Here is a 25,808-nt window from a genome sequence, read left to right on the forward strand (position 1 = left end):
CGGAGATGGAATGACCCTGCGCACGGCCGTTCTGGCGGTAATTGCCGCCGCCCTGTTCAGCCTTTTCGGCTGGTGGCTGGGAAACCGGCCGGTACCGGTGGAGCTGTCCTTCGACGAGCCCTTCCCGTCGGTGTCGTTCGCTCCGTTCCGCCGCGGCCAGAGCCCGATCACCGGCGATTACCCGCCGCCGGCCCAGATCGAGGAGGACCTGAAAAGCCTGGTCGGCGTCACCCGCGGCATCCGCACCTACACCAGCCGCGAAGGCCTGGACGTGGTCCCGGATCTGGCGCGCAAATTCGGCATCGAGGTCACCCACTCGGCCTGGCTGGGCAAGAAGACCGACATCAACGCCGCCGAGGTCAAGGCGCTGATCGAGGCAGCCAACGCCCATCCCGATGTCATCAAGCGGGTCATCGTCGGCAACGAGGTGCTGCTGCGCCAGGATCTCGGTCCCGACCAGTTGATCGCCTATATCCGCCAGGTCAAGGCGGCGGTGAAGCAGCCGGTCTCCTATGCCGACGTCTGGGCCTTCTACCTGCGCTATCCCCAGGTGGCGGACGAGGTCGATTTCATCACCATCCACATCCTGCCCTACTGGGAGGACGAGCCGGTCGGCGTCGAGGGCGCCGCCCAGCACATCGTCAAGATCTACCGGATGATGCAGGAAAAGTTCCCCGGCAAGCCGATCCTGATCGGCGAGGCCGGCTGGCCGACCCGGGGGCGGGGCAGGGGACCGGCGGCGGTGAACATGGAGAACGCCGCCTTCTTCGTGCGCACCCTGGCCAAGGTGTCGAAGGAGAACGGATTCGACTACAACGTGGTGGAGGCCTTCGACCAGCCATGGAAGGCCAAGCTGGAGGGCACCGTCGGGGCCTTCTGGGGGGTGGTCGACAGCGACCGCCAGGTCAAGTTCCGCATGTCGGGCCCGGTCGAGGCCAATCCCGGCTGGCTGCGCCAGGCGCTGATCTCGGTCGTGCTGGGGGCCGCCGGCGCCCTGCTGTTCCTGCGCAAGGCCGCCGACTACACCCCGGGCCGCGCCATGGTGATCGCCGCCCTGGCCCAGGTGCTGGCGGCGGCGGTGGTCTGGCAGGCGATGAATGCCCTGTGGATCGCCTACAGCACGCTGCAGGATATCTGGGCGCTGGCCCGCATCGCCCTTCACGCCGCCTTCGCCGCCCTGATCCTGCGCGCCGCCGGGCTGTCCCTGCGCAGCGGCGCCTCCCCGGTCCCCAGCCGGTGGGGCGAGCGGCTGACCATCATCTACGCGGTCTGCGCCTGGGCGGTGACCCTGCTGCTGTTCTTCAACGGCCGCTACCGCGACATCCCCAACCTGGAATTCCTGGTGCCGGCGCTGGGTCTCTTCCTGTGGGGCGTGATCCGCTACGCCGCCCTCGGGCTGGACTGGAAGCGGGCCTTCGCCGTCGGCCACCTGTTCGCCGGCAGCGTCCCGGCCCAGCTTGGCCCGGCCAAGGAAATGACCATCGCCCTGCTGGTCTCGGCGGCGCTGGCGCCGCTGTCGGAATCGCTGGCGCTGTACCTGGGCGAGGACTTCCAGGCCATGCATCCCGACCTGTCGCAGCAGATCCCGATGATGGCCGAGATCGCCGTGGCCAACGGCGAGATGCTGGTGTGGGCCGGGATGCTGCTGGTGATGGCGCTCCCGTTCCTCGCCGAGTGGCGGCTTGCTAGAGCACGCTGCGATTAGATCGCATCGTCCTCCAGCTTCGTTCGTATGCCCTCGCCGGGCGCGGCCCTCCGGCCGCTTGGCCGCCGCCGCAATGGCGGCAGGAGCAGGGTGAATCCTTCGGATATCCCCCTGCTCTAGGAAGCGGGGTTAGTTCCGGCACTCCCCCTTCGAGCCGGCGGCGCAGACCCGTCCGTCCACCCAGGTGGTGCCCGACAGGTTGGCCGCGGTCCAGATCACCCGGCCGATCCGCGCCCCCTTGAGGTTGGCTCCGGCAAGGTTGGCGTCGAGCAGGTTGGCGCCCTCCAGATTGGCTCCGGACAGATCCGTCCCCACCAGATTGGCGGCATGAAGGTGGGAGCCCGAGAAATCGGCCCCCTTCAGGTTGGCCCTGTGGAAATTCACCAATTGCAGGTGCGAGCCGGAGAAATTGGCCCCCGGCAATTCGGCTTCGTCGAAGCGGGTGGCCATGAACTGGCCGTCATGCAGGTCCTTGCCCGGCGCCTTCAGCTTGCGCAACTCGGCCCAACCGCAATTGGCCTCGGGCACCAGCTGACAACTGGGGTTTACATTTTCCATGTCGTTGGCCAATGCCGGCAGTCCGGCAACCGCGAGTACAGATGCCAGAAGGGCTATTCTAACCATGTGCGCCTCCACGCCGTTGAATGGAGACACAATCACTCATCGTCTGGCCATGTGGCTTTGACGTTGGCCAATAACAAATTACAGGTGTTATTATCCCTTCGCCAGGGCGCGCGCAGCCTCGGGCGCGGCATAGGTCAGCACGGCGTCTGCGCCGGCCCGCTTGAAGCCGGCCAGGCTTTCCAGCACCACCTTGTCCCAGTCGAGCCAGCCGTTCTGCGCCGCCGCCTTCATCATGGCGTACTCGCCCGACACCTGGTAGGCGAGGGTGGGGACGGAAAACGCCTCCTTCACCCGCCGGACGATGTCGAGATAGGGCATGCCGGGCTTGACCATCACCATGTCGGCGCCCTCGGCCAGGTCCAGCGCCACTTCGCGCAGCGCCTCGTCGGTGTTGGCGGGGTCCATCTGGTAGCCCTTCTTGTCGCCCTTCAGCGCCGATTTCGACCCCACCGCGTCGCGGAACGGTCCGTAGAAGGCCGAGGCGTACTTGGCGGCGTAGGAGAGGATCTGGACGTTCCTCAAATTCGCCGCCTCCAGCGCGTCGCGAATGGCGCCGATGCGGCCGTCCATCATGTCCGAGGGAGCGACCACGTCGCAGCCGGCCTCGGCCTGGACCACCGCCATGCGGGCCAGGATCTCCACCGTCTCGTCGTTGATCACATAGCCGTCGCGAACCAGCCCGTCATGGCCGTCGGAGTTGAACGGATCGAGGGCGACGTCGCAGATGATGCCGATCTGCGGCACCGCCGCCTTGACCGCCCGCACCGCCCGGCACACCAGGTTGCCGGGATTGACCGCCTCGGCGGCGTCAGGCGTCTTCAGCGCCGGATCGACCGAGGGAAACACCGCGACGGCGGGGATGCCGAGGTCGGCGGCCTGGCGTACCGCTTCGACCAGCAGGTCGATGGACAGCCGCTCCACCCCCGGCATGGACGCCACCGGCTGCCGCACTCCCGTCCCCTCGACCACGAACAGCGGCCAGATCAGGTCGTCGACCGACAGCCGGGTTTCGGCCACCAGCCGCCGCGACCAGTCGAAGCGGCGGGTGCGGCGCAGGCGGGTGCGGGGGAAATCGGCATGCGGCAGGAAGGCTGGCACCTAGGCTTTCTCCAGGGCTTGGGTGAGGTCGGCGAGGATGTCGTCGATGTGTTCCAGGCCGACGGACAATCGCACATAGCCCGGAGTGACGCCAGTCGCCAGCTGATCCTCGTCGGAGAGCTGGGAATGGGTGGTGCTGGCCGGGTGGATGGCCAGCGAGCGGGCGTCGCCGATATTGGCGACGTGATAGAACATCTCGAGCCCGTCGATGAACCGCTTGCCGGCCTCGGCGCCGCCCTTCAACTCGAACCCCAGCAGGGCGCCGTAGCCGCGCTTGAGGATGGCATCGGCGCGGCGACGGTGTTCGCCCTCCATCAGGCCGGGATAGATCACCTTCGCGACCTTGGCGTGGGTGCTGAGGAAGCGGGCCACCGCCAGGGCGTTGTCGCAATGGGCGCGCATGCGCAGCGGCAGCGTCTCGATGCCCTGGATGAACTGGAAGGCGTTGAACGGGCTCATGGCGGCGCCGATGTCGCGCTGCAGGATGACCCGGGCGCGGATGATGTAGGCGATGGGGCCCAGCGGCTTCACCGCCTCGGTCCAGACGGTGCCGTGATAGCTGGGATCGGGCTGGGTCAGCAGCGGGAAGCGGGCGGCGTGCTTCTCCCAGTCGAACTTGCCGGAATCCACCAGCATGCCGCCGATGGAGCTGCCGTGGCCGCCGATGAACTTGGTGGTCGAATAGACCACGATGTGGGCGCCGTGCTCGATGGGGCGGCACAGCACCGGTGCGGCGGTGTTGTCCATGATCAGCGGCACCCCGGTCTTCTCGGCCAGGGCGGCGACCTCGCGGATGGGGAAGGCCTGCAGCTTCGGATTGGGCAGGGTCTCGGCGTACCAGGCGCGGGTGCGCTCGTCGGTGGCGCGCACGAAGGCCTCGGGGTCGGACGGATCGACGAAGCGGCATTCGATGCCGAACTGCTTCAGGGTGTTGGCGAACAGGTTCCAGGTGCCGCCGTAGAGGTCGGTGGAACTGACGAAATTGTCGCCGGCCTGGCAGATGTTCATGATGGCGAAGGTGCTGGCCGCCTGGCCCGACGAGGTGGCGAGCGCGGCGACGCCGCCCTCGAGCGCGGTGATGCGCTGTTCCAGCACGTCCTGGGTCGGGTTCATGATGCGGGTGTAGATGTTGCCCAGCTCGGACAGGGCGAACAGGTTGGCCGCATGCTGGGTGTCGCGGAACAGGTACGAGGTGGTCTGGTGGATGGGAACGGCCACCGACCCGGTACCCGGATCGGCGCGGAAGCCGGCATGGAGAACGATGGTCTCGGGATTGGTGCTTTTCAGCGTCATGGCCTGGCCTCCCTCACAAAAAATCCGCCGACATGGGCGGCGGTCGAATGTCGGAGGCGAGTTGAACACTGCCCAACCCCTATGTCAAGCGGGCGCAGGCATATTATCCACCACTCATTTGTGGAATGCCCGGCTCTTGCCGGAAGCGCCTGTGCCGGACACACTCTCGCCGGAATGGGAGGGGGGGGATTCATGACCGAGACGGAGACGTTGGTGACGTGCCGGGAGGGGGTGGGGCATATCCTTCTCAACCGGCCGAGGGTGCTGAACGCGCTGTCGCCGGTGCAGTATTTCCACCTCGCCGGGCTGCTGGCCGGGTGGCAGCACGACCCGGCGGTGCGGCTGGTGGTGGTCGAGGGCGCCGGCGAACGCGCATTCTGCGCCGGTGGCGACATCCGCGCGGTGTGGGAAGCCGGCCGGCGCGGCGACCACGAGCACAATCGCCGCATCTTCCGCACCGAATATGCCATGAACCGTCGCATCCACCATTTCGGCAAGCCCTATGTGGCGCTGCTGGACGGCATCGTCATGGGCGGTGGCGCCGGTATCTCCATCAACGGCCGCTACCGTGTCGTCACCGAGCATGCCCTGTTCGCCATGCCCGAAGTCGGCATCGGCTTCTTTCCCGATGTCGGCGCCGGGCACTTCCTGGCGCGCTGCCCCGGCAGGGTCGGGCTCTATCTGGGCATGACCGGGGCGCGCATCGGTCCGGCCGACATGGTGTGGGCGGGGCTGGCCACCCATTACGTGCCGCGCGCCGGGCTGAAGGATCTGAAGCTGGCGCTTGCCGGAGCGGCCACGGCTGCCGATGTGGACAACGCGGTGGCCGAGGTGCTGGCCAAGGCGGCGCAGGACCCCGGACCGTCGGCACTGGCCGAAGCCGCCTCGCGCATCGACGAATGCTTCTCGGCCGACAGCGTGGCCGGCATCCGTGACCGGCTGCAGGCGACCGATGCCGAATGGGCGCGCCTGGCGGTGGCGGCCATGGACCGGGCGTCCCCGACCGGGGTGGCGGTGGCCTTCCGTCATGTCGGCACCGGGCGGGACCGCAGTTTCGACCAGGGCATCCGCCAGGATTTCCGGCTTGCGTGTAGGCTGCTGCTGGAGAAAGACTTCCACGAAGGCGTGCGCGCCCTGGTCATCGACAAGGACCGCAATCCGGCCTGGTCGCCCGCCGCGCCCGACCATGTGGCCGAGGCCGATATCGACCGCCTGTTCGCCGGCATCGGCGAGGACCTGTCATTCGATTGAGGAGACCGCGATGGCGGGCCGGGAAGTGCTGTTCGAGTTCATACGGGTCGGGACCTACGTCAAGGTCAGCGCCGTCGATGCCGCCACCGGCATCGAGGTGTCCATCGTCGGGCCGGCCAGTGCCAGTCAGGCCCATCTGAGGCTGACGGCCTTGCGGAAACTCGAATACGTGCTCGCCAAGGGGGGCAAATGAAAAGGGCCGCGCCAACCAAGGCGCGGCCCTGAACTCGGCAGGGGTTTCTCAGCGGCCGCGACGGCGGGCCGGCTTCTCGTCGCCTTCGCCGGCCTTGCGGCCAAGGCCGATCTTCTTGGCGAAATCGGAGCGCTGAGCGGCGTAGTTGGGCGCCACCATCGGATAATCGGGCGGCAGGCCCCACTTGGCCCGGTACTCGTCCGGAGTCATGTTGTAAGTGGTCCGCAGATGACGCTTCAGCATCTTCAGCTTCTTGCCGTCTTCCAGACAGACGATGTACTCGGGCGTCACCGACTTCTTGACCGGCACCGCCGGCTTGGGTGCCTCCGACTTGGCTTCGGGGGCGCCGTTCTCCAACGACGACAACGAGGCATAGACGGTATGGATGACCTCCGGGATTTGCCCGGCGGGCAACGGGTTCTTGCTCACATAGGCGGCGACGACGTCCACGGCCATGCGCAGAATGTCATCGCGGTTGCTCTTGTCGACGTGGGTGTCGTTCATGTCCGCATCCGAAGAAGGTTAAGCCTGCATCCGTGTCAATGAATGCATGGTTCCTCTTTCCTGTCAATTCCTATCTGGAGCCGATGAATAATGATTTCTTTGGCACTCAGCCGTTTTCAGTAAATCTGCCCCTTTATGGAAGGGTCTATACCCCAATGGTCTGTTGCATCAAGGGGGGTTCATTTTGCGCTTTGCCCCGGCAAGGGGACGAACGGGCGGCGAAGCGGGCCATTCGGCCACTGACATCGTGCGGTCCCCATGAGTTTGTGGCGGATTGGCAAGTGGATGCGACATATGGTATCTAGCGCCATTGTCTCGCTCAAATACGATGGAACCACTGGCATGAAGTCGCAAACCATCGCGCTGGCGTCCGACCACGGCGGCCTGGAGATGAAGGCGCTGCTGAAGCAGCACCTGGAAGGCGCCGGTCTCACCGTGATCGATCTCGGCACCAACGACGGCCAGTCGGTCGACTATCCCGACTTCGCCGACGCCATGGCCTCGGCCCTCAAGGGCGGCAAGGCCGAGCGGGGCATCCTGATGTGCGGCACCGGCATCGGCATCTCCATCGCCGCCAACCGCCACAAGCATGTCCGCGCCGCCCTGGTGCACGATTCCTACGGCGCGCGCATGTGCCGCCAGCACAACGACGCCAACGTCCTGGTGCTGGGCGGGCGCACCATGGGACCGGAAGTCGCCAAGGAAGTGGTCGACATCTTCCTGAATACCGAATTCGAAGGCGGCCGCCACGCCCGGCGGGTCGCCAAGCTGGCCGATTCCGGCGAACGCTGAACCCCGGCGAAGCGGTCAAGTGGCACCCGAATGAAAGAGCAGAAATGACCAATACCGAGCCCTTTTTTCGTACCACTCTTGCCGAGCGCGATGGCGACGTCGCCGCCGCCATCGCCAACGAGCTGAAGCGCCAGCAGGACCAGATCGAGCTGATCGCCTCCGAGAACATCGTCTCGCGCGCGGTGCTGGAGGCTCAGGGCTCGGTGCTGACCAACAAGTACGCCGAGGGCTATCCGGGCAAGCGCTACTACGGCGGCTGCGAATTCGTCGATGTGGTCGAGCAGCTGGCCATCGACCGCGCCTGCACGTTGTTCGGCTGCCGCTTCGCCAACGTCCAGCCCAGCTCGGGCTCGCAGGCCAACCAGGGCGTGTTCATGGCCTTGGTCCAGCCCGGCGACACCATCATGGGCATGAGCCTGGCCGCCGGCGGCCACCTCACCCACGGCGCCGCGCCCAACCAGTCGGGCAAGTGGTTCAAGGCGGTCCAGTACGGGGTGCGGCTGCAGGACGCGCAGATCGACTTCGACGAGGTCGAGGCGCTGGCCCGCGAGCACAAGCCGAAGCTTATCATCGCCGGCGGCTCGGCCTATCCCCGCACCATCGACTTCGCCCGTTTCCGCCGCATCGCCGACGAGGTCGGGGCGCTGTTCATGGTCGACATGGCCCATTTCGCCGGCCTGGTGGCGGGCGGGGCCTATCCCAGCCCGTTCCCGCATGCCCACGTGGTCACCACCACCACCCACAAGACCCTGCGCGGTCCCCGGGGCGGCATGATCCTGACCAACGACGAGGCGATCGCCAAGAAGATCAATTCGGCCATCTTCCCCGGCATCCAGGGCGGCCCGCTGATGCACGTGATCGCCGGCAAGGCGGTGGCGTTCGGCGAGGCCTTGCGGCCCGAGTTCAAGGACTACGCCCGCCAGGTGGTGGACAACGCCCGCGCCCTGGCCGACACCCTGGTCCGGCGCGGCCTGGCCATCGTCTCGGGCGGCACCGATTCGCACCTGATGCTGGTCGACCTGCGGCCCAAGGCGCTGACCGGCAAGGCGGCCGAGGCCAGCCTCGAGCACGCCGGCATGACCTGCAACAAGAACGGCATTCCCTTCGACCCGGAAAAGCCCACCATCACCTCGGGTATCCGGCTGGGTACCCCGGCGGGCACCACCCGCGGCTTCGGGGTCGAGGAATTCCGCAAGGTGGGCGAGCTGATCGGCGACGTCCTGGACGGGCTGGCGGCCCATCCCGACGACAATTCGGCGGCCGAGGCCAAGGCGCGGGTGGAGGTGGCCGAATTGTGCCGCCGCTTCCCGATCTATCAATAGCAAGGGCGTCCGCAGCCCCCGGAAGGGGCGGGGGTGGCGGCGATTCCGGGGGGAAGTGCGATGCGTTGTCCGTTCTGTGGTCATGACGATACCCAGGTGAAGGATTCGCGGCCGACCGAGGACAATTCGGCGATTCGACGCCGCCGCTCCTGTCCCGAATGCGGGTCGCGCTTCACCACCTTCGAACGCGTACAGATCCGCGATCTGGTGGTGATCAAGAAGGACGGGGTGCGGGTTCCTTTCGACCGCGAGAAGCTGCTGAAGTCGCTGCGCATCGCGCTGCGCAAGCGTCCCGTCGATGAAGAGCAGATCGAGCGCATCGTCAACGGAATCCATCGCCGTCTGGAAAGCATGGGCGAGAACGAGGTTCCGTCCAAATACATCGGCGAGTTGGTGATGGATGTGCTGATGGACCTCGACAAGGTCGCCTATGTCCGTTACGCCTCGGTCTACCGCAATTTCCGCGAAGCCAAGGACTTCGAGGACTTCCTGGGAAAGATGGTGGGTGGCAGCCGCAACGACGACTGATGGCGACCGCGCCCACATGCGTGCCGCGCTGGCCCTGGCGCGGCGCGGCCTCGGCAACGTCTGGCCCAACCCCGCCGTCGGCTGCGTGATCGTCCAGGACGGCCGCGTCGTCGGCCGCGGCTGGACCCAGCCGGGTGGGCGGCCCCACGCCGAGACCGAAGCGCTGGCCATGGCCGGCGAGGCGGCGCGTGGTGCGGTGGCCTACGTCACGCTGGAGCCCTGTTCGCACCACGGCAAGACCCCGCCCTGCGCCGCTGCCCTGGCCCGGGCCGGCATCGCCCGGGTGGTGGCGGCCATGGAGGACCCGGACGAGCGCGTCTCGGGGCAGGGCTTCGCCCTGCTGCGCGAGGCGGGTATCGAGGTCTCGGTGGGGATCGGCGCGGAAGAGGCGGCGGAACTGAACGCCGGGTTCTTTCTCAAGGTGGCCGAGGGCCGGCCGCTGGTGACGCTCAAGCTGGCGACCACCCTGGACGGACGCATCGCCACCCATGGCGGCGAGAGCAAGTGGATCACCGGAGAGGCGGCCCGCGCCGCCGCCCATCTGCTGCGGGCCGAACACGACGCGGTGATGATCGGCAGCGGCACCGCCCTGGCCGACGATCCCGAACTGACCTGCCGGCTGCCCGGCCTGGGCGACCGCTCGCCCGTCCGCCTGGTGGTGGACGGGCGCCTGCGCCTGCCGTTGACCGGCAAGCTGGTGAGCGGTGCCAACGATGTTCCCACCTGGGTGCTGACCCTCGAGGGATGCGACACGGCGCGGCGCGAGGTGCTTGAGGAAGCCGGCGTCGATGTGGTCGAACTGCCCGCCGGAACCGATGGTTCGGTGGACCTGGTCGCGGCCTTGGCGATGCTTGGTAAGAGCGGCCTTACCCGCGTGCTGGTGGAGGGCGGCGCCCATCTGGCGGCGGCGCTGCTGCGGGCCGGGCTGGTGGATCGCATGGTATGGTTCCGCGCTCCGCGCATGATGGGCGGCGACGGCCTGCCGGCGGCGGTGGCGTTCGGCATCGACCATCTTGGCCGGACGCCCCGCTTCGAACTGGTCGAGGCCCGCCCCGTCGGCCACGACCTGATGGAAATCTACAAGAAACTTTAAGGGAGTACGGTTCGATGTTCACAGGCATCGTCACCGATCTGGGGGAAGTGCGCCGGGTCACCGGCGGGGGCGGCAAGGAGACCCGGTTCGAAATCGCCACGGCCTATGATCTGGCCGGCGTCGAGATCGGCGCCTCCATCGCCCATAACGGCGTCTGCCTCACCATTATCGACAAGGGCGGCGACTGGTACGCGGTCGAGGTGTCGGCCGAAACCCTGTCCAAGACCACCCTGGGCGACTGGCAGACCGGGACCCGGGTCAACCTGGAGCGGGCGTTGAAGGTGGGCGACGAACTGGGCGGCCACATCGTGTCGGGCCATGTGGACGGCGTCGCCGTGGTCGCCTCGATCCGGCCGGAAAACCAGTCCATGCGCTTCGTCTTCGAGGCCCCGGCCGATCTGGCCCGCTTCGTGGCGCCCAAGGGGTCGGTGGCGCTGGATGGCGTCTCGCTGACCGTCAACGAGGTTGACGGGCGGCGCTTCGGCATCAACGTGATACCCCATACCCAATCCGTCACGACTTTCGGCGGATTGCGCGAGGGCAGCCGCGTGAATATGGAAATCGACATGCTTGCGCGGTATGTTGCGCGCCTTCTGGATAAGGAATAGGCCGGTGGTGTCCGAGTACCATCAATATCTGTCGCCCATCGACGAGATCATCGAGGAGGCCCGCCAGGGCCGCATGTTCATCCTGGTCGATGACGAGGACCGCGAGAACGAGGGTGACCTGGTCATCCCGGCGCAAATGGCCACCCCCGACGCCATCAATTTCATGGCCAAGAACGGGCGCGGGCTGATCTGCCTGTCCATGACCCGGGCGCGCTGCGAGCATCTGGGCCTCAGGCCCATGAGCAGCGACAACGGGACGCGCATGCAGACCGCGTTCACCGTCTCCATCGAGGCCCGGGAAGGGGTGACCACCGGCATTTCGGCGGCCGACCGCGCCCGCACGGTGCAGGTGGCCATCGATCCTGAACGCGGACCCGACGACATCGTCACTCCCGGCCACGTCTTTCCGCTGACCGCCCGCGACGGCGGCGTGCTGGTCCGCGCCGGGCATACCGAGGCGGCGGTGGACATCGCCCGGCTGTCCGGGCTCAACCCGTCCGGGGTGATCTGCGAGATCATGAACGACGACGGCACCATGGCGCGTCTGCCCGACCTGGTGAAGTTCGCCCAGTTGCACGGCCTCAAGATCGCCACCATCGCCGACCTGATCGCCTATCGCCGCCGCCACGACAAGGTGGTGCGGCGCGAACTGGAGGCGCCGTTCCATTCGCGCTGGGGCGCCGACTGGCGCATGGTGGTGTATGTCAACCAGGTTGCCTATGCCGAGCATATCGCCCTGGTGAAGGGCGACGTCGCCGGCGACGGGCCGGTGATGGTTCGCGTCCACGCCGTCAACATCCTCGACGACGTCCTGGGCGACCAGGGCTCGGGCAAGGCCGGCCAGCTTCATTCCGCCATGGAGATGATCGCCGGCCATGGCCGCGGCGTGGTGGTGCTGGTGCGCGAGCCGCGGGCGACCAGCCTGTCCGACCGCGTCCGCGCGCAGCTGGAGGCGGCCCCGCCGCCGGTCGAGCTGCGCGATTACGGCGTCGGCGCCCAGATTCTGCTCGACCTCGGGGTCGAGCGCATGATCCTGTTGTCCAACACCCGCAAGACCATCGTCGGCCTCGAAGGCTTCGGCCTGGAAGTGGTCGAGCAGCGCCCGATCCCGGTCGCCTGAACAGGAGGGATGGCTGCCATGAGCGATACCCGCATCCTGGTCATCGAGGCCCGCTTCTATGACCACATCGCCGATCAGCTGCTGGCCGGCGCCACCCAGGCCCTGGACGCGGCGGGGATCGTCTGGGACACGCTGACGGTGCCCGGGGTCCTTGAAATTCCCACGGTGCTGGAGATGGTGGTGGCGGCCCAGGAGCAGGGCGGCATCGACGTCCGCTACGACGGCTACGTGGTGCTGGGGACCGCCATCCGCGGCGAGAGCGACCATTACGACCACGTCTGCTCGGAATGCATGCGCGGCTGCAACGACCTGGCCATCGCCTATCACCTGGCGCTGGGCAACGGCGTGCTGACGGTCCACAACGAGGAACAGGCGCTGAAACGCGCCGATCCCGCGCGCAAGAACATCGGCGGCCTGGCGGCCCGCGCCTGCCTGCGCCTGCTGGACATCAAGCGCGGGCTGAAGCTGGGGTGATGGCAACGGTGAGCAAGTCCAACCCGGCCGCCGCCCGCCGCTCCGCGGCCCGCCTGGCCGCCGTCCAGGCCCTCTATTCCATGGAAATCACCGGCGTTTCCGCCGAGGAGGCGCTGGCCGAGATGCGCCGCCGCCTCGCCGACGAGCCGCGCGGGCGCATGGCCGAACCGGATGCAGGCCTCGCCTCCGATCTGGTGCGCGGCGCCACCGCCGAGACGGCGTTGATCGACGAGGTGGTGGGCAACGCCCTGTCCCGCGACTGGACCGTGGATCGCGTCGAGGCGGTGGTACGCGCCATCCTGCGCTGCGGCACCTGTGAACTGAAGGCGAGGGGCCAGACCCCGGCCCGGGTCGTCATCTCGGAATACGTGGACGTCGCCCACGCGTTCTATGCCGGGCCGGAACCGGGTCTGGTCAATGCCGTGCTCGACCGCATCGCCCGCGTCCTGCGCCCTGAGGAGTTCGACAGGGGCGGCGCCGCGGCGCCGTGACGGCAGCCATGGATGGCGCTCCCGACGAGTTCGACCTGATCGCCCGCCTGTTCGCGCCGCTGACCCGCGGCCATCCCGGCGCTTTCGATTTGACCGATGATGCCGCCTTGCTGGCGGGCGAGGTGGGAACGGATACCGTCGTCACCGTCGATGCCATCGTCGCCGGCATCCATTTCCTGCCCGACGACCCGCCACGGGCCATCGCCGCCAAGCTGTTGCGGGTTAACCTGTCGGATCTGGCCGCCAAGGGGGCGGAACCGGTCGCCGCGGTGATGGCGGCGGCCTTTCCCCGCGACCTTCCCGCCGGCTGGCTCGAAGACTTCGCCGCCGGACTGGGCGCCGACCTGGATCGTTACGGGGTCGCGCTGGTGGGGGGCGACACCGTATCGACACCGGGGCCGCTGACCTTGTCGCTGACCGCCTTCGGCCGGGTTCCCGCCGGCGCAATGCTGCGGCGTGCCGGGGGGCTGGCGGGAGACACCGTCTGGGTCAGCGGCACCCTTGGCGACGCAGCCCTCGGCCTGAGGGTGTTGAAGGGCGACTTCCCCCATCTGGCGGCGGCCGATCGCGACCATCTGACCGAGCGCTACCGTCTGCCGCAGCCGCGGGTGGAACTGGCCTGCGGGCTGCGGGCGATGGCGCACGCGGCCATGGACGTGTCGGACGGACTGGTGCAGGACCTCGGCCATCTGTGCCGGGTTTCCGGCGTCGGGGCCGTGGTCGAGGCCGCGGCGCTGCCGCTGTCGGCGGCGGCCGGAAGCCTGCTGGCGGTGGACGAAACGGCGCTTGCCAGCGTGCTGGCGGGCGGCGATGATTACGAGGTGCTGTTCGCCGCGCCGGCCGACGCGGAGGCGTCGGTGGTGGCCCTTGCCGCCGCCACCGGAATCCGGCTGACCCCGATCGGGCGTCTGGTGGAAGGTGCGGGGGTCAGGGTGCTGGATGGTTCGGCAAATCCCATCGACGTGGGGAAGGGCGGCTGGCGCCACTTCCAGGATTAGGATTTCGGGGGCCGGCGCGTGGTTCGCCTCATCATCATCATCGTTGCCTTCCTGGTCATGATCGGCGGCCTGATCGGCGGCCTTTATTTCTGGGGCATCGATCCGCTGCAGAAGTTCAACGAACTGGTCGGCAACGCCCCCGCCGCGCCGGGCCAGACCGTTGCGGAATCGCCCAAGGCTCCGGCCTATGTGGAGTTCGGGCTGCTCATCGTGCCGGTGGTGCAGGACCGCGAGGTCAGGAAGCAGGCCGAGATGATCCTGCGCCTGGAGGTGCCCCACAACAAACAGGACGTGGTGGCGCAGAACCTGCCGCGCCTGCAGAACGCCTATCTCCAGGACATGATGTCGTTCCTGCCGCGGCATCTGAGGGGGACCGACCAGTTGGACCATGACGTCATCCGGCGCCGGCTGACGCAGCTTTCGGAACGGGTCCTGGGTCCCGGACTGGTCCGCGACGTGCTGATCGAACAATCGACGGTGAAGTAATTCATCGGCCGGGTCTTGCTCGCACCTCCGCCCATTGCCCTATTAGATTTTTCTTATAATTAATCCAAGGGCATAGCTCTTCTAGCAATTCATTGCATCGTCCCTGGGGTTCTGGCAACGTCATTGCCGGTTGCGCCGCCGCCTTGCCGTTGGCCGTATTCGGACATCTCCGAGGCGCGGAAGTCATTCGCTGCACAGGGGATTCGACACCAATGACAACACTCTTCGTCATCGCCTGCGGGTTGCTGGCGCTGCTGTACGGGGCCTATGCCGCACGATCGGTCATGGCCACCTCGGCGGGCACTCCGCGGATGCAGGAAATCGCCGGTGCGATTCAGGAAGGCGCCCGCGCCTACCTGAACCGGCAATATACCACCATCGCCATCGTCGGCGTGGTGATCTTCGTCATCCTGTTCGCCCGCCTGGGGGCGTTCCAGGCCTTCGGCTTCCTGCTGGGCGCCGTCTGCTCGGGCGCGGCGGGCTACATCGGCATGAACGTGTCGGTCCGCGCCAACGTGCGCACCGCCGAGGCGGCCCGTTCGGGCGGCATGCAGCAGGCCCTCGACGTCGCCTTCAAGTCGGGCGCCATCACCGGCATGCTGGTGGTCGGCCTGGGCCTGATCGGCGTCGCCGGCTACTACGCCGTTCTGCAGGCGGCCGGCGTCGAATCCCGCGCATTGATCGAGGCGCTGGTGGCGCTGTCCTTCGGCGCATCGCTGATTTCCATCTTCGCCCGCCTTGGCGGCGGCATCTTCACCAAGGGTGCGGATGTCGGCGCCGATCTGGTGGGCAAGGTCGAGGCCGGCATCCCCGAGGATGATCCCCGCAACCCGGCGGTGATCGCCGACAACGTCGGCGACAATGTCGGCGACTGCGCCGGCATGGCCGCCGACCTGTTCGAGACCTATGCGGTCACCGTGGTCGGCACCATGCTGCTGGGCTCCATCTTCTTCACCGGTGCCGCGCAGGAGGCCATGATGGCCTTCCCGCTGGTGATCGGCGCGGTATGCATCATCGCCTCGGTCATCGGCACCTTCTTCGTGAAGCTCGACGATTCGGGCAAGATCATGAAGGCCTTGTACAAGGGTCTGGTGGTCACCGGCGTGCTGTCGGCGATCCTGATCGCCGCCACCATCATGTTCGCCTTCGGCGGCTTCGGAGCCACCTACGCCATGGGCGACAGGGTCATCACCGGCGGCGGGCTGTTCGTGTGCTCGCTGATCGGTCTGGCGGTCACCGGCCTGATGGTGTGGATCACCGAATACTACACCGGCACCGACTACAAGCCGGTCAAGAGCGTGGCCCAGGCCTCGACCACCGGCCACGGCACCAACGTGATCCAGGGTCTCGCGGTGTCCATGGAATCCACCGCGCTTCCCGTGCTGGTGATCTCCATCGCCATCATCGCCGCCTATTCGGTCGCCGGCCTGTTCGGCATCTCGGTGGCGGCCACCACCATGCTGGCCCTGGCCGGCGTGATCGTCGCCCTCGACGCCTACGGCCCGGTCACCGACAATGCCGGCGGCATCGCCGAGATGGCGGAACTGCCCAAGGAGGTGCGCAAGATCACCGATGCCCTGGACGCCGTCGGCAACACCACCAAGGCGGTCACCAAGGGCTATGCCATTGCCTCGGCCGGCCTCGCCGCGCTGGTGCTGTTCGCCGCCTATACCGAGGACCTCAAGCACTACTTCCCGAACCTGGGCGTCGAGTTCCGCCTGGAGGATCCGTTCGTGGTGGTCGGCCTGTTCATCGGCGGCCTGCTGCCGTATCTGTTCGGTGCCATGGGCATGCAGGCGGTCGGCCGCGCCGCCGGTTCGGTGGTGGTCGAGGTGCGCCGGCAGTTCAAGGAAATCCCCGGCATCATGGAAGGCACCGGCAAGCCCGATTACGGCCGTGCCGTCGACATGCTGACCAAGGCCGCCATCAAGGAGATGATCGTCCCCTCGATGCTGCCGGTGCTGTCGCCGGTGGTGCTTTATGTGGTGGTGGCGGTGGTGGTCAGCCAGCAGGCGGCTTTCGTCACCCTCGGCGCCATGCTTCTCGGCACCATCGTCACCGGCCTGTTCGTCGCCATCTCGATGACCTCGGGCGGCGGCGCGTGGGACAACGCCAAGAAGTACATCGAGGACGGCCATCACGGCGGCAAGGGGTCCGACGCCCACAAGGCGGCGGTCACCGGCGACACCGTCGGCGATCCCTACAAGGACACTGCCGGTCCGGCGGTCAACCCGATGATCAAGATCATCAACATCGTCGCCATTCTTCTGCTGGCGATGGTGGCGGGCTGACCTTGGTTGCTCGCTGAAACGCGAAACCCCGGCCGAGCGATCGGCCGGGGTTTTTCATTGCCGCGGCAGGGTCGCCTACTTGGCTTCCTTGGAGAAGCGGCCGACATTGCCCAGCAGCTGCTCCAGGATGTTCAGCTCCTTGCCGGCGGTGGGGGTCTCACGGTCGACCAGTTCGAGATCCTGGCCGTCCTCCAGTCCACGGGCCGCCACGTCCTTGACCACGCCATCACGGCTGAACGTGATGGAGATCACCGTGCGCTCGGTGAACTTGGGCTTGAAGAACGCCACGGTCTCGGACTTGGCCGAAATGTACTGCCAGCTTTCGTCACCGAATACCGAGGTGGCCGAGGGGGTGCCGAGCAGTGTCTGGACCTCGTCACGGGTGGTCTTGCCAGGCGTGATGCGGGCAAGGGCGTCGCTGTCCGGGATGTTGCCGCGCACGTCCAGGGTCGGCGAGCAGGCGGCGGCGGCCAGGCACAGGGCGGCGGCGAGAACGGCGGGGCGGAGCAGGGTGTTCATCCTCTCGGGAGCCGGGCATTGACGGAGCGAGGCTCCGTGGCCAAAGTTGTCGCGAACATAGCATGCCCTCGCGCGCGGTTGTCAACGACGCCGCGCCGTCTAGGGCATGGTGGGTAGCGACAGGAAGGCGGGGCCATGCCATTCAAGTTTTTCCGTGACCGACGCCGCCGTGACGAGACGGCCCACGCCCTCTACAGGGCGCTGGTGGATCAGGCCCGCGACAGCTGGTTCTACGAACATTACGGGGTGCCGGACACCCTTGAGGGCCGCTACGACATGATCGTCCTTCACGCCTATCTGCTGCTCGGCCGGCTCGGGCGCTGCGGCCCGGACGCGGCCGACCAGGCAAAGGCCTTGTCGCAGGCCACCTTCGACATCATGTTCGCCGACATGGACCAGAATTTGCGCGAGATGGGGGTGACCGACCTGGCGGTGGGCCGGCGGGTGCGCCGCCTCGCCGAGGCGTTCTACGGGCGTGTCGATGCCTATGACAAGGCCGTCGATGCCGGCGGGGCCGATCTGGCGGCGGCCCTGCGGCGCAATCTCTACCAGGCGGTGGAGCCCGATGCGGACCAGCTGCGCCGGATGGCCGAGTATGTGCTGGGCCAGCGGACAGCGCTGGCCGGGCAGGCGGATGCGGCGCTGCTGGCAGGTACCGTGGCCTTCGCGGCACCGGCAGCCCGATGATCGTGCCTGAGACCGAATTCTCGCGGCGGGTGGCGGTGGACTCCATCCCCGCGCGCGGCACCGACATCACCGTGACCGCCAACCCGGAAGAATGCGAGGCCCTGGCCCGCCGCTTCGGTTTGCAGGCGATCGGGGCGCTGACGGCGGAGCTGCGCCTGAAGGCCCTGGCCGGTGGCACGCTGTTCCGCGTCAAGGGGCGGTTGACAGCCGAGGTGGTCCAGACCTGCGTGGTCACACTCGACCCGCTGCCCGCGACGGTCGAGGAGGAGTTCGATCTGACCTTCGGCGCCGGCTCCGACGATGCGGATGCCGGTGGCGAGTTGGACCTGTCGTTCGAGGATGACGATCCGCCGGAGGCCCTCGTCGATGGCGCCATCGACGTCGGCGAGGCGGTGGCGGAACAGCTGGCCTTGGCGCTTGATCCGTTTCCCCGTCGGGAAGGGGCGATGGTGGCGGCGGAGCCGGCCGACCCGGCGCTGGCCCCGGACAAGCGCCCCAATCCCTTCGCGGCCTTGGCGGGCCTGCGGAAAAAGATGGGGTGACCCCCAGCATCCCCTTGCCCCCGGCGGGCTTTTTGTTTAATAAGGCTCCCTTTCCCCGTCAGGGGCCGTGAGCACAGAGAGTTACGACAATGGCTGTCCCCAAGAAAAAGACCTCCAAGTCCCGTCGCAATATGCGCCGCGCCCATCATGCGCTGCCGAAGGTGACCGGGATGGAGTGCCCGAACTGCGGCGAGCAGAAGCTGCCCCACCATGTGTGCGGGGCATGCGGCCATTACGACGGCCGCGAAGTGGTGGCTCAGGCCGAGGCGAGCGCCTAGGCTGGCGCAGAGCATAGCAGGCGGAGTGCAGGCAATTGAGCGCACCCGTGACCATCTCCATCGACGCCATGGGGGGGGACCACGCCCCCGACATGGTCGTGGAGGGGGTGCGGCTCGCGCATGTGCGCCTGCCGCATGTCCGCTACCTGCTGTTCGGCGATGCGGCCCGCATCGATCCGCTGGTTGAGCGCTTCCCCGAGCTGCGCGGGGTCTGTTCCGTCCGTCACACCGACGAGGTGGTGACCAACGACGCCAAGCCCGGTCAGGTGCTGCGCACCGGTCGGCGCTCCAGCATGTGGCTGGCGGTCAGCGCCGTTTCCCAGGGCGAAGCGGCCGGTGTGGTTTCGGCCGGCAACACCGGCGCGTTGATGGCGGTGTCCAAGTTCGTGCTGCGGACCTTGCCGGGCATCGACCGCCCGGCCATCGCCGGGCTGTTTCCGACCGTGCGCGGCGAAACGGTGATGCTGGACCTGGGCGCCAACGTCGACTGCAACGCCAACAACCTGATCGAGTTCGCGGTGATGGGCGAAGTGTTCGCCCGCGCGGTGCTCGGCCTGGAGCAGCCGACCATCGGCATCCTCAACGTCGGGTCCGAGGACCTCAAGGGCCACGACGCGGTGCGCGCCGCCGCCAATGCCCTGCGCGAGTCGCCGCTGCCCATCCGCTTCCACGGCTTCGTCGAGGGCAACGACATCTGCCAGGGCACCGTCGACGTGGTGGTCACCGATGGCTTCACCGGCAACATCGCGCTGAAGACCGCCGAGGGTACGGTGAAGTTCTATTCGAGTTTCCTCAAGGAGGCCTTCCAGAGCTCGCTGCTGGCCAAGCTCGGCTTCCTGTTCGCCAAGCAGGCCATCGCCAAGGTCAAGGTCCGCACCGATCCGCGCCGCTACAACGGCGCCATGTTCCTCGGGCTCAACGGCATCGCGGTGAAAAGCCACGGCGGCACCGACGCCTTCGGCTTCGCCAATGCCATCGGCGTCGCGGTGGACCTGGTGGCACACGGCTACAACGAACGCATCCGCCACGAATTCGAGCGTTTCCACGCCGGCGAGGCCGCCGCGGAAGCGCGCGCCGCCGGACTCGGGTGAGCGCCGGAATGGTCGTTCGGTCCCAAATCATCGGCTGCGGCTCCTATCTTCCGGCCCGCGTGGTGACCAACCGCGAATTGGCGGAGATGGTCGATACCTCGGATGCCTGGATCGCCGAGCGCACCGGCATCCGCCAGCGCCACATCGCCGCCGAGGGTGAAACCACCGCCGACCTCGCCACCCAGGCCGCGCTGTCGGCGCTGCAGGCGGCCGAGGTGTCCGCCGCCGACCTCGACCTGCTGGTTCTGGCGACCGCCACCCCGGATCATACCTTCCCCTCGACCGCCACCAAGGTGCAGGGGCGCCTGGGCATGACCCGCGGCGCCGCCTTCGACGTCCAGGCGGTGTGCTCCGGCTTCCTCTACGCCCTGGCCACCGCCGACAACTTCATTCGCGCCGGTCAGGCCCGCACCGCCCTGGTGATCGGGGCCGAAACGTTCTCGCGCATCCTCGACTGGAATGATCGCGGCACCTGCGTGCTGTTCGGCGACGGTGCCGGTGCCGTGGTGCTGCGCGCCGCCGAGGCGGCCGGGACCAATCGCGATCGCGGCATCCTGTCGACCCATCTGCATTCCGACGGCCGCTACCACGACCTGCTCTATGTCGATGGCGGGCCGTCCTCGACCCAGACCGTCGGCCATTTGCGCATGGAGGGCCGCGAGGTGTTCCGCCATGCCATCGTCAACCTGGCCGAGGTGGTCGGCGAGGCGCTGCAGGCCAACGGCCTGACCGCCGCCGACATCGACTGGGTGGTGCCGCACCAGGCCAACCGCCGCATCCTGGAAGGGACGGCGAAGAAGCTGGGGTTGCCGCTCGAGCGCATGGTGATCTCGGTCGAGCGCCACGCCAACACCTCGGCGGCATCGGTGCCTTTGGCTCTGGCCGAGGCGGTGGGCGAGGGACGGATCAAGTCCGGCGACCTGTTGCTGCTGGAGGCCATGGGCGGCGGCTTCACCTGGGGGTCCGCCCTGGTCAGGTATTGACCCTAGGCCGGCCGCACTTCGCCGCACGCACGAACGTTCCCCCGCATCCCTTTGATATTGACGCTTTTAGGCGAACGGGCTAGGGTCGGTCCAACCTGTCCTTCCCTCCCTGCACGGACGTTCTCGGCATGTCGGAAAACACCATCACACGTGCACAGCTGAGCGAGGCGGTCTACCAGGAGGTGGGACTGTCACGCAACGAATCGGCGGACCTGCTGGAAGCGGTGCTGGGCGAGATTTCCACGGCCCTGGCCCGCGGCGAGGCGGTCAAGATCTCGTCGTTCGGCAGCTTCGCCGTCCGCTCCAAGGGCCAGCGTGTCGGCCGCAACCCCAAGACCGGCGAGGAAGTGCCGATCCTGCCCCGGCGGGTGCTGGTGTTCCGTCCGTCGCAGCTGCTGAAGAAGCGGATCAACGACGGCACTGTGGCGAAGGCCGCCAAGGGATGACCGCCGAGGGCGAGGGTTCGCCCGGCCGCCGCAACGGCAAATCCGAAACGGCCTTCCGTACCATCAGCGAGGTTGCCGAGGACCTGGACGTGCCGCAGCACGTCCTGCGCTTCTGGGAAGGCAAGTTCCCTCAGGTCAAGCCGCTGAAGCGGGCCGGCGGGCGGCGCTATTACCGGCCCGAGGACGTGACGCTGCTGCGCCGCATCCGCGACCTGCTCTATTCCGAAGGCTACACCATCAAGGGCGTGCAGAAGCTGCTGCGCGAGGGCGGCCACCGCGAGGCCGCCGCCCCGGCGCCGGCGCCCCAGCAGGCCCGACTGGATCTCCCCGAGGAGGCCGGCGCGGAGCAGGAACCGGAGCCGGATCCGGAGCCGGAGGAGGACGAAACGCCTCCCGAGGACGTCCCCGAGACATTCGATGACGGCGAGGAAGGCGGCGAGGCCGCGGATGTGGACGATGTGGGTGAGCCGTCGGCCCGCCCGCTCGACCCCGCCCTGCGCCGGGACCTCGAGGCCGTCCTGGAGGAACTCGAGGACCTCCGCCTGCTGCTGCAGCCGCGGGAACGATGAGGGTTGCATGCCCTGGGGCACCTGAGTATAGTGCGCCCCTCTTCCGGCGGGGTTTCCGCCGGACACCCCCACCGGCCAGGATTGAACCTCGGTCCCGCCGGTCATAGGATTTCCCGGGCGGCCCCGCGCCGCCCGCGAACGGTCGGAGCGTAGCGCAGCCCGGTAGCGCATCAGTCTGGGGGACTGGGGGTCGTGGGTTCGAATCCCGCCGCTCCGACCATTTCTTTCTTTTCGCATCCCGTGTGAGCCATGGCCGAACCGCATCTCTGGCTGGCATTGTCGCCCCACGGCTATGGCCATGCGGTCATGACCGCACCGGTGATCGCCGAGGTGCAGCGGCGCCTGCCCGGGCTGCGGCTGACCATCCAGACGGCGCTGCCACGGGCCTTCCTCGAGACGCGATACCAGGGCTTCGCCCTGGTGCCCGAGATCGTCGATTTCGGGTTCGTCATGCGCTCGTCGACCCATATCGACCTGGAGGCCAGCGCCGAGCGCTACCGCAGGATGCACGCGGATTTCGATCGCCTGGTGGCCACCGAGGCTGCACGGCTGGCTTCGGCGCGGCCGGATGCGGTGCTGTCCAACGTCGCCTATGTCCCGCTGGCGGCGGCAGCGAGGGCAGGCCTTCCGGCGCTGGCGCTGTCATCCTTGAACTGGGCCGACATGTACGACCATTATTTCGGCACGCGACCCGAGGCGCCCGCCATCCTGGCCGAAATCCGCGCCGCCTATGGCAGCGCCCGAGGGTTCCTGCGCTGCACCCCGGCCCAGGTGATGACCCTGCCCGACGTCGCCACCATCGGGCCGGTGGCCCGGCGCGGGGCCGATCGGGGCGATGAGTTGCGGGCGACGCTCGGTATCGACCCCCACACCCGGATCGGCCTGATCGCCTTCGGCGGCATCGATCATCGCATGTCGCTGGAATCATGGCCAATTCTGCCCGGATGGGTGTGGCTCTGCGCCCTGCCTGACCTTCCAAGTCGCCTCGACATGGTCGCGTGGGAGCGGGGAGGGGTGCCGTTCAGCGACCTGATCTCCTCGGTGGACGTGGTGGTGACCAAGCCCGGCTACGGCACCTTCACCGAGGCCGCTCTGGCCGGCACGGCCGTGCTTTACGTGCCGCGCCCGGACTGGCCGGAATGCCCGCACCTGGAGGACTGGCTCGGCAACCACGCCCGCAGTTTGCCGGCAGAGGTGGCGGAGTTATGCGGTCCTGGCCTCGAATTACTACTACGAAAGTTGTTTTCCCTTGACCGGCCGCCAGTTGCCGAACCCACCGGGGTGGCGGAGGCAGCCGATGCCGTGCAAAGGCTGCTGTCTTGACTGCAAATGAAGTTGAAGTCATGTCGCGGCAGCATCGAACATCAGGGAGGAGTCCATGACCGAACCCTGCCATCTGGTCTACGTCACCGCCGCCACCGCGGACGACGCCCTGGGGCTGGCGCGGACCGTGGTTGAGGAACGCCTCGCCGCCTGCGCCAACCTGCTGGGACCGATCACCTCGGTCTATTGGTGGGACGGCCGGGTCAACCAGGAACCGGAGGTGGCAATGGTGCTGAAGACCCGCGCCGACCTGGTCGATGCCCTGGTGCAGCGGGTGAGGGAACTGCACACCTATGCCTGCCCCTGCGTCGTCGCCCTTCCCATCGCGGCGGGGAATCCCGACTTCCTGGCCTGGATCGCCGCCGAGACGCGGCGCTGATCAGCGCGGCAGCCACACGGTCGCCGAGGCCTGCGCGGCGATGCCTTCGCGGCGGCCGGTGAAGCCCAGGCCTTCGGTGGTGGTGGCCTTGATACCGACGCGGTCGTGGGCCAGGCCCAGGATCTCCGACAAAGCGCTTTGCATGGCGGCGCGGTGCGGGCCGATCTTGGGCCGTTCGCACAGGATGGTGACGTCGACGTTGACGATGCGCCCGCCCAGGCCCGCCACCAATGCCGCCGCGTGGGCCAGGAACCGGCGCGAGGCGACACCCTTCCAGCGCGGATCGGAGGGCGGGAAGTGATGCCCGATATCGCCGGCGGCAATGGTCCCGAGCAGGGCGTCGGTGAGGGCGTGCATGGCCACGTCGGCGTCGGAATGGCCGTCCAGAGCGGAATCGTGGGGAACCAGCACCCCGCACAGCCAGACCCCTGTTCCCGGCGCGAAACGATGGACGTCGAAGCCGGTGGCGGTGCGGAATTCGCCGGGTCCCTGGAATACCCGGCGGCCGCGCTCGAGATCGGCGGCGGTGGTGATCTTGACGTTGTCCTCGGATCCCTCGACCAGGGCCACCGCCAGGCCGGCCCGCTCGGCCACCGCGGCGTCGTCGGTGAGTTCGTGGCCGGCGCAGGCGCGGTGGGCGGCCAGGATGTCGGCGAAGCGGAAGCCCTGGGGCGTCTGCGCCCGCCACAATCCGGCCCGCTCCACCGTGGCCGCCACCAGGCCATCGGCGCCGCGCTTCAGGGTGTCGGCCACGGCAATTGCGGGGATGGCACCGGGATGCTCCGCCAGCGCGCCGATTACCCGGGCGACGATGCCGCCGTCGAGGAAGGGCCGGGCGCCGTCGTGGATCAGCGCTGCTTGCGGCTCGAGGCCGGCCAGGCTTTCCAGGCCCAGGCGCACCGAATCCTGCCGGGTCTCGCCACCCGCCACCGGCTCGAGCAGGTCGAGCCCCTGGGCGCAGGCATCGTAGAGGTCGCGGTCGTCGGGGTGGATCACCGCGCGCACCGCCGTCACCTGCGGGTTGGCTGCCAGGGCGGCGAGGGAATGCCTCAGCACCGGCCGGCCGCCGAGGTCGAGATATTGCTTGGGGATATCCCCCCCGAAGCGGCGCCCGCGGCCGGCGGCCACCACCAATGCGACGACACGGTTCATTGCGTTCCTCCCGATCCAACCAAGCCTATGCGCCCGGGCCGACGCTGCCAAGAGCGGGACGAGCGTGGGCGGCTCTTTTCGTCGGCGCGAACGGTGCTATAGTTCGCCCATGACTGCGTCTTCCGCCGCCCTCAATGCCTTCGCGCTGCTCAGCCTGCTCCCCGCCGCCCTGCTGCCGGTGCGGCGCCAGCCGGCGCGCGACGCCGCCTTCTGGGCGGTGGCGCTGCTGGCGCTGATCGGCCCGGCGGCGTGGTCGGCGGCGCTGCTGGCGGGGTCGTGGCAGACCGGCGTGGGTGCCACCCTGTGGGTCAGCATCGGCGCCAGCGCGGCGCTGTTCCTGGGCGTGGCGGCGGTCGCCGCGGCGGGATGGCGGCTGGCGCCGCTGCTGATGCCCTATCTGGCGGTGCTGGGAATGTTCGCCTCGGCCGCCGCCGGCGAAGCCCGGCCCATGGCGGGCGGCGCGCCGGATTTGTGGATCGACCTGCACATCATCGTATCGGTGCTGACCTACGGATTGCTCACCCTGGCGGCGGTGGCGTCGCTGGGGGTCTTCCTGCAGGAGCGGGCGCTCAAGCTGAAGCGCCCCAACCGGCTGACCCGCATGCTGCCGTCGGTGGTGGAGGGCGAGACCCTGGCCGGCCGGCTTCTCATCGCCAGCGAGGCGGTGCTCGGCATCGGCGTGGTTTCCGGCATGGCCACCCAGTATTTCGAGAGCGGCGCCCTTCTGCGCGCCGACCACAAGAGCCTGCTGTCGCTGATCGCCTTCGTGCTGATCGGTGCCCTGCTGGTCGGGCACCGGGTGTGCGGGGTGCGCGGCCGGATCGCCGCGCGCGTCGTCCTGGTCGCCTATTTGCTGCTCACGCTCGCCTATCCCGGCGTCAAGTTCGTGCAGCAGGTCCTCCTGTAAGCCCTGGCGGGCAGGGAATTCGGGGGCGGCCACGCCTTTTGCCGTTGCATTGAGCAGGGTC

Annotated in this window: 30 protein-coding genes and 1 tRNA gene; 25 read left to right on the top strand and 6 right to left on the bottom strand. The window is 68.0% G+C overall.

Annotated features, from left to right (window positions below; genetic code table 11):
- The first annotated feature begins 10 nt into the window (after positions 1-10).
- On the top strand, positions 11-1,705 hold the full coding sequence (locus MTBUT4_RS05655) for an exo-beta-1,3-glucanase (protein ID WP_173978696.1): 1,695 nt from the start codon (positions 11-13) through the stop codon (positions 1,703-1,705).
- A gap of 129 nt (positions 1,706-1,834) precedes the next feature.
- On the opposite strand, the gene MTBUT4_RS05660 is transcribed toward MTBUT4_RS05655, so the two are convergent.
- The 3 genes from MTBUT4_RS05660 to MTBUT4_RS05670 all read right to left on the bottom strand — a co-directional run bounded on the left by MTBUT4_RS05660 (position 1,835) and on the right by MTBUT4_RS05670 (position 4,720).
- Entirely contained in the window at positions 1,835-2,329 is a 495-nt protein-coding gene (locus MTBUT4_RS05660; RefSeq protein ID WP_173978697.1) for a pentapeptide repeat-containing protein, read from the bottom strand.
- 90 nt (positions 2,330-2,419) lie between these two features.
- The gene (gene hemB / locus MTBUT4_RS05665) at positions 2,420-3,427 is read right to left on the bottom strand and encodes a porphobilinogen synthase (RefSeq protein WP_173978698.1); all 1,008 of its coding nucleotides are present in this window, start codon (positions 3,425-3,427) and stop codon (positions 2,420-2,422) included.
- A complete protein-coding gene (locus tag MTBUT4_RS05670; protein ID WP_173978699.1) occupies positions 3,428-4,720 on the bottom strand; it encodes an O-acetylhomoserine aminocarboxypropyltransferase/cysteine synthase family protein in 1,293 nt (430 codons plus the stop codon).
- Between the two features lie 192 nt (positions 4,721-4,912).
- Here MTBUT4_RS05670 and MTBUT4_RS05675 point away from each other — a divergent pair, with 192 nt between their 5' ends.
- Together MTBUT4_RS05675 and MTBUT4_RS05680 are read left to right on the top strand one after the other, a co-directional pair.
- The gene (locus MTBUT4_RS05675; RefSeq protein ID WP_173978700.1) at positions 4,913-5,971 is read left to right on the top strand and encodes an enoyl-CoA hydratase/isomerase family protein; all 1,059 of its coding nucleotides are present in this window, start codon (positions 4,913-4,915) and stop codon (positions 5,969-5,971) included.
- A 10-nt stretch (positions 5,972-5,981) separates the two neighbouring features.
- Entirely contained in the window at positions 5,982-6,164 is a 183-nt protein-coding gene (locus MTBUT4_RS05680) for a hypothetical protein (protein WP_173978701.1), read from the top strand.
- Between the two features lie 48 nt (positions 6,165-6,212).
- Here MTBUT4_RS05680 and MTBUT4_RS05685 read toward each other — a convergent pair whose 3' ends face one another.
- Positions 6,213-6,668, bottom strand: coding sequence for a MucR family transcriptional regulator (locus tag MTBUT4_RS05685; RefSeq protein WP_173978702.1), 456 nt, complete (start codon positions 6,666-6,668; stop codon positions 6,213-6,215).
- 342 nt (positions 6,669-7,010) lie between these two features.
- Between MTBUT4_RS05685 and rpiB the strand changes: the two genes are divergently transcribed.
- The 11 genes from rpiB (at position 7,011) to MTBUT4_RS05740 (ending at position 16,871) form a co-directional block, all read left to right on the top strand.
- Positions 7,011-7,460, top strand: coding sequence for a ribose 5-phosphate isomerase B (gene rpiB / locus MTBUT4_RS05690; protein ID WP_173978703.1), 450 nt, complete (start codon positions 7,011-7,013; stop codon positions 7,458-7,460).
- A 44-nt stretch (positions 7,461-7,504) separates the two neighbouring features.
- Positions 7,505-8,782: a serine hydroxymethyltransferase gene (gene glyA, locus MTBUT4_RS05695; protein ID WP_173978704.1), complete on the top strand. Its 1,278-nt coding sequence runs from the start codon at positions 7,505-7,507 to the stop codon at positions 8,780-8,782.
- 60 nt (positions 8,783-8,842) lie between these two features.
- On the top strand, positions 8,843-9,310 hold the full coding sequence (gene nrdR, locus MTBUT4_RS05700) for a transcriptional regulator NrdR (protein ID WP_173978705.1): 468 nt from the start codon (positions 8,843-8,845) through the stop codon (positions 9,308-9,310).
- Between the two features lie 16 nt (positions 9,311-9,326).
- Complete coding sequence (ribD, locus tag MTBUT4_RS05705; protein WP_173978706.1) at positions 9,327-10,403, top strand: bifunctional diaminohydroxyphosphoribosylaminopyrimidine deaminase/5-amino-6-(5-phosphoribosylamino)uracil reductase RibD; 1,077 nt, start codon at positions 9,327-9,329, stop codon at positions 10,401-10,403.
- A 14-nt stretch (positions 10,404-10,417) separates the two neighbouring features.
- On the top strand, positions 10,418-11,011 hold the full coding sequence (locus MTBUT4_RS05710; RefSeq protein WP_173978707.1) for a riboflavin synthase: 594 nt from the start codon (positions 10,418-10,420) through the stop codon (positions 11,009-11,011).
- Positions 10,983-12,131 carry a 3,4-dihydroxy-2-butanone-4-phosphate synthase gene (gene ribB, locus MTBUT4_RS05715; RefSeq protein WP_173978744.1) on the top strand — a complete coding sequence of 383 codons (1,149 nt, stop codon included), beginning with the start codon at positions 10,983-10,985 and terminating at the stop codon, positions 12,129-12,131. The genes MTBUT4_RS05710 and ribB overlap by 29 nt, the downstream gene beginning before the upstream one ends.
- An 18-nt stretch (positions 12,132-12,149) precedes the next feature.
- On the top strand, positions 12,150-12,605 hold the full coding sequence (locus tag MTBUT4_RS05720) for a 6,7-dimethyl-8-ribityllumazine synthase (RefSeq protein ID WP_254434754.1): 456 nt from the start codon (positions 12,150-12,152) through the stop codon (positions 12,603-12,605).
- The gene (gene nusB, locus MTBUT4_RS05725) at positions 12,605-13,096 is read left to right on the top strand and encodes a transcription antitermination factor NusB (RefSeq protein ID WP_173978709.1); all 492 of its coding nucleotides are present in this window, start codon (positions 12,605-12,607) and stop codon (positions 13,094-13,096) included. Before MTBUT4_RS05720 ends, nusB begins: the two co-directional genes overlap by 1 nt.
- Positions 13,097-13,104: 8 nt before the next feature.
- A complete protein-coding gene (gene thiL, locus MTBUT4_RS05730; protein ID WP_173978710.1) occupies positions 13,105-14,094 on the top strand; it encodes a thiamine-phosphate kinase in 990 nt (329 codons plus the stop codon).
- 18 nt (positions 14,095-14,112) lie between these two features.
- Complete coding sequence (locus MTBUT4_RS05735) at positions 14,113-14,580, top strand: flagellar basal body-associated protein FliL (RefSeq protein ID WP_254434756.1); 468 nt, start codon at positions 14,113-14,115, stop codon at positions 14,578-14,580.
- A gap of 212 nt (positions 14,581-14,792) precedes the next feature.
- The gene (locus MTBUT4_RS05740; RefSeq protein WP_173978711.1) at positions 14,793-16,871 is read left to right on the top strand and encodes a sodium-translocating pyrophosphatase; all 2,079 of its coding nucleotides are present in this window, start codon (positions 14,793-14,795) and stop codon (positions 16,869-16,871) included.
- Between the two features lie 75 nt (positions 16,872-16,946).
- On the opposite strand, the gene MTBUT4_RS05745 is transcribed toward MTBUT4_RS05740, so the two are convergent.
- Positions 16,947-17,390: an outer membrane protein assembly factor BamE gene (locus tag MTBUT4_RS05745; RefSeq protein WP_173978712.1), complete on the bottom strand. Its 444-nt coding sequence runs from the start codon at positions 17,388-17,390 to the stop codon at positions 16,947-16,949.
- Positions 17,391-17,525: 135 nt separating this feature from the next.
- Here MTBUT4_RS05745 and MTBUT4_RS05750 point away from each other — a divergent pair, with 135 nt between their 5' ends.
- The 10 genes from MTBUT4_RS05750 (at position 17,526) to cutA (ending at position 23,688) form a co-directional block, all read left to right on the top strand.
- A complete protein-coding gene (locus tag MTBUT4_RS05750; protein WP_173978713.1) occupies positions 17,526-18,077 on the top strand; it encodes a ubiquinol-cytochrome C chaperone family protein in 552 nt (183 codons plus the stop codon).
- Positions 18,074-18,619: a DUF177 domain-containing protein gene (locus MTBUT4_RS05755; RefSeq protein ID WP_173978714.1), complete on the top strand. Its 546-nt coding sequence runs from the start codon at positions 18,074-18,076 to the stop codon at positions 18,617-18,619. Before MTBUT4_RS05750 ends, MTBUT4_RS05755 begins: the two co-directional genes overlap by 4 nt.
- An 89-nt stretch (positions 18,620-18,708) precedes the next feature.
- Positions 18,709-18,897 (top strand): 50S ribosomal protein L32, encoded by a 189-nt coding sequence (gene rpmF, locus MTBUT4_RS05760; RefSeq protein ID WP_173978715.1) that lies wholly within the window; start codon positions 18,709-18,711, stop codon positions 18,895-18,897.
- Between the two features lie 35 nt (positions 18,898-18,932).
- Complete coding sequence (gene plsX / locus MTBUT4_RS05765) at positions 18,933-19,988, top strand: phosphate acyltransferase PlsX (protein WP_173978716.1); 1,056 nt, start codon at positions 18,933-18,935, stop codon at positions 19,986-19,988.
- Between the two features lie 8 nt (positions 19,989-19,996).
- Entirely contained in the window at positions 19,997-20,971 is a 975-nt protein-coding gene (locus tag MTBUT4_RS05770) for a beta-ketoacyl-ACP synthase III (RefSeq protein ID WP_173978717.1), read from the top strand.
- A gap of 128 nt (positions 20,972-21,099) precedes the next feature.
- The gene (locus tag MTBUT4_RS05775) at positions 21,100-21,417 is read left to right on the top strand and encodes an integration host factor subunit alpha (RefSeq protein ID WP_173978718.1); all 318 of its coding nucleotides are present in this window, start codon (positions 21,100-21,102) and stop codon (positions 21,415-21,417) included.
- The gene (locus MTBUT4_RS05780; RefSeq protein WP_173978719.1) at positions 21,414-21,986 is read left to right on the top strand and encodes a MerR family transcriptional regulator; all 573 of its coding nucleotides are present in this window, start codon (positions 21,414-21,416) and stop codon (positions 21,984-21,986) included. Before MTBUT4_RS05775 ends, MTBUT4_RS05780 begins: the two co-directional genes overlap by 4 nt.
- 143 nt (positions 21,987-22,129) lie before the next feature.
- Positions 22,130-22,206: transfer RNA gene (locus MTBUT4_RS05785), tRNA-Pro, on the top strand.
- Between the two features lie 29 nt (positions 22,207-22,235).
- On the top strand, positions 22,236-23,309 hold the full coding sequence (locus MTBUT4_RS05790) for a hypothetical protein (RefSeq protein WP_173978720.1): 1,074 nt from the start codon (positions 22,236-22,238) through the stop codon (positions 23,307-23,309).
- Between the two features lie 55 nt (positions 23,310-23,364).
- Entirely contained in the window at positions 23,365-23,688 is a 324-nt protein-coding gene (cutA, locus tag MTBUT4_RS05795; RefSeq protein WP_173978721.1) for a divalent-cation tolerance protein CutA, read from the top strand.
- Here the strand turns inward: cutA and MTBUT4_RS05800 are convergent, their stop codons facing one another.
- Positions 23,689-24,840 carry a bifunctional 2-C-methyl-D-erythritol 4-phosphate cytidylyltransferase/2-C-methyl-D-erythritol 2,4-cyclodiphosphate synthase gene (locus MTBUT4_RS05800; protein WP_173978722.1) on the bottom strand — a complete coding sequence of 384 codons (1,152 nt, stop codon included), beginning with the start codon at positions 24,838-24,840 and terminating at the stop codon, positions 23,689-23,691.
- 109 nt (positions 24,841-24,949) lie between these two features.
- On the opposite strand from MTBUT4_RS05800, the gene MTBUT4_RS05805 reads away from it, so the two are divergent.
- Entirely contained in the window at positions 24,950-25,747 is a 798-nt protein-coding gene (locus MTBUT4_RS05805) for an inner membrane protein YpjD (RefSeq protein WP_173978723.1), read from the top strand.
- Positions 25,748-25,808 lie beyond the last annotated feature (61 nt).

Source organism: Magnetospirillum sp. UT-4, assembly GCF_902729435.1.
Taxonomy (GTDB): domain Bacteria; phylum Pseudomonadota; class Alphaproteobacteria; order Rhodospirillales; family Magnetospirillaceae; genus Magnetospirillum.